The sequence below is a fragment of the Frankia sp. CeTa3Moorea genome, assembly GCF_978021225.1.
This window is the reverse complement of the sequence record NZ_CDXDOR010000283.1, coordinates 1-2,727: the sequence shown is the minus strand read 5'-3', so window position 1 is coordinate 2,727 and position 2,727 is coordinate 1. Positions and strand designations below refer to the sequence as shown.

At 72.8% G+C, this 2,727-nt stretch carries 3 protein-coding genes; 1 reads left to right on the top strand and 2 read right to left on the bottom strand.

Annotation, left to right across the window (positions count from 1 at the left end; all coding sequences use genetic code 11):
- A partial coding sequence (locus tag AC08OV_RS24365) for a PP2C family protein-serine/threonine phosphatase (protein WP_476620410.1) occupies positions 1-834 on the top strand: 834 nt, incomplete at its 5' end.
- On the opposite strand, the gene cysE is transcribed toward AC08OV_RS24365, so the two are convergent.
- Together cysE and cysK are read right to left on the bottom strand one after the other, a co-directional pair.
- On the bottom strand, positions 835-1,587 hold the full coding sequence (gene cysE, locus AC08OV_RS24360; protein WP_476620409.1) for a serine O-acetyltransferase: 753 nt from the start codon (positions 1,585-1,587) through the stop codon (positions 835-837).
- A 6-nt stretch (positions 1,588-1,593) separates the two neighbouring features.
- Positions 1,594-2,523, bottom strand: coding sequence for a cysteine synthase A (gene cysK, locus AC08OV_RS24355; protein ID WP_476615918.1), 930 nt, complete (start codon positions 2,521-2,523; stop codon positions 1,594-1,596).
- Between the last annotated feature and the right edge of the window lie 204 nt (positions 2,524-2,727).

The following is a 2,727-nucleotide window of genomic DNA, read 5'->3' as shown; positions in this document are numbered from 1 at the left end:
GACCCGGCCGACCCGGCCCGCCCGGCGGTCGTGGCGGTCGTGGCGGTCGTGTGCGACGGGGTGTCGACGGCTCCCGGCTCGGGACCGGCCGCCGTGGCCGCCGCCCGGGACGCCACCGCCTTCCTGGCCGACGTCGTGGGCACGCCGAGGTCTCCCGGGCCGACGGGCGGCGGCGTCCCCTGGGAGAACGCCGCGCTACGGGCGGCGGTCGCGACCGCCCAGCGCAGCGCCGTCGCCTCGATCACCAGCCCCGACGACGCGCCGGCCTGCACGTTCGTCGCGGCGATCGTGACAGCGGACCGGCTCGCCGTCGGCTGGCTCGGGGACAGCCGGGCCTACCTGCTCGGCCCGCGGGGCGCGCGCCTGCTGACCGAGGACGACACGCTGGCGGCCGAGGCGGTGCGGGCCGGCCTGCTCCCGGCCGAGCTGGCCGAGACGGCGCCCGGCGCCCACACCATCACCCACTGGATCGGGACGGGCAGCGGATCGGCGGTACCGCGCGTCGTCTCGCTGCCCCTCACCGGGCCGGGACGGGTGGTGCTGTGCAGCGACGGGCTGTGGAACTACGCCTCGGCCGCCACGGCCCTCGCCGGTCACGTCGGGCGCCTGCCGGCGGACGCGCCCGCCACCGCGGTCGCCCACCATCTCGCCTCGGTGGCGCTGGCTGCCGGCGGCGCGGACAACATCACCGTGGTCGTCATCGACATATTCTGGGCGGAATCAAGTGGTCATGGCGACGCATGCTTTGCCGGCAAATCCTGGCTCGACCGGATCCCCAGGGACACCGGTCGAGCCAGGAGCGTCACCGATCAGGTCACCGATGAAGGTCATTGATCAGATGGAGAAGTCCTCGCCATACCACACACCGGCCTGGGGCGGGCGGATCGTGGGATGGGCGGCGACCCGCCCGTCGGCGCGGCCGTCGGTGTTCCCGGTGTTCCCGGTGTTCCCGGTGTTCCCGTCGAGCACCGCCTCCAGCTGGTCGACCCGGGTGAGCAGGGACTTCAGGCTGACGCCGACGAGGTCGGGGAGCACGTCGTCCTGACCGGGCAGGGCGGTGGCCGGCCTGGGGCGGCTGGGGGTGATGATCTGGCCGGGGACGCCGACGACCACCGAGCCGGGCGGCACGGGCCGCACGACGACGGCGTTGGCCCCGATGCGGCTGTCCGAGCCGATGGTGATGTTGCCGAGAACCTTGGCACCGGCACCGATGATCACCCGGTCGCCGATGGTGGGGTGCCGCTTGGCCGGTTCCAGGCTGGTGCCGCCGAGGGTGACCCCGTGGTAGATCGTGACGTCGGCGCCGACCTCGGCGGTCTCCCCGATGACCACGCCGGTGGCGTGGTCGATGAAGACGCCGGGGCCGAGCGTGGCGGCAGGGTGGATCTCGACCCCGGTGAGCATGCGGGTGAGCGTGGCAACCACGCGCCCGGGCAGCCGCAGGTCACGGGTCCACAGCCAGTGGCTGATCCGGTGGCCCCAGACGGCGTGCACGCCGGGGTAGCACAGGGCGATCTCGAGGATGGAGCGGGCGGCCGGATCCCGCTCCTTCACCGTGCGCAGGTCATGGCGCAACGTCGAGAGCACAGCCGGTCACCCGAGCCCGGCGAACAGCGGTGTGCTCAGGTAGCGCTCGCCGAAGTCCGGAAGCACGACGACGACCAGCTTCCCGGCGTTCTCCGCGCGGCGGGCCACCTGCAGCGCCGCCGACACCGCCGCGCCCGAGGAGATGCCCACCAGGAGTCCCTCCTCCCGGGCCAGCCGGCGGGCCAGGTCGAAGGCGTCCTCACCATCGACCTGGATGATCTCGTCGACGAGGCCGGTCTCCAGGACCGGCGGGACGAACCCGGCGCCGATGCCCTGGATCGGGTGCGATCCCTTCACCCCGCCCGAGAGCACCGGCGACGCCGACGGCTCCACGGCGACGAACCGCGCCTCGGGCCTGCGCTCCTTGATGACCTGGGCGACGCCGGTGATGGTACCGCCGGTGCCGACCCCGGCGACGAGCACATCGATCTGCCCGTCGGTGTCACGCCAGATCTCCTCGGCGGTCGTGGCGCGGTGGATCGCCGGGTTGGCCGGGTTCTCGAACTGCTGCGGGATGAGGTACCGCTCGTCGTTCTTCGCGAGTTCCTCCGCCTTCGCGATGGCGCCGGGCATGCCCTCGGCACCGGGGGTGAGCACGAGCTCTGCGCCGAGGGCCCGCAGCAGCATCCGCCGCTCGGTGCTCATCGTCTCGGGCATCGTCAGGACGCAGCGGTACCCGCGGGCGGCGCACACCATGGCCAGGGCGATGCCGGTGTTCCCGCTGGTAGGTTCGAGGATGACGGTGTCCGGCCCGATCAGCCCCGCCCGCTCCACGGCGTCGACCAGGGCCACCCCGAGGCGGTCCTTCACGCTGTGCGCCGGGTTGAAGGACTCCAGTTTGGCCACGACCTGGGCTCCCACCCCGTCCGTGACGCGACGCAATCGGACCAGCGGCGTGTTGCCGATCAGTTGCGTGATGTCTTCCGCAATCCTCATCGATGTTCTCCTCTGCCGGGCCCCGTGGTCATCCACTCTGCCAGGCCCGCGCCTTCCCGCCCTTCCTAACGACCTCGACGGGCCTGCTGGTTCGTCCACGGCCGGGAACGTAGGCCCACAGGTCCCCCTGGGCCAACATCCGGAAGCCCCGGCCCGCAGGGTCGTCGGTACCTGTACCGGCGCCTCAGGCCAGGCGCATCTTGG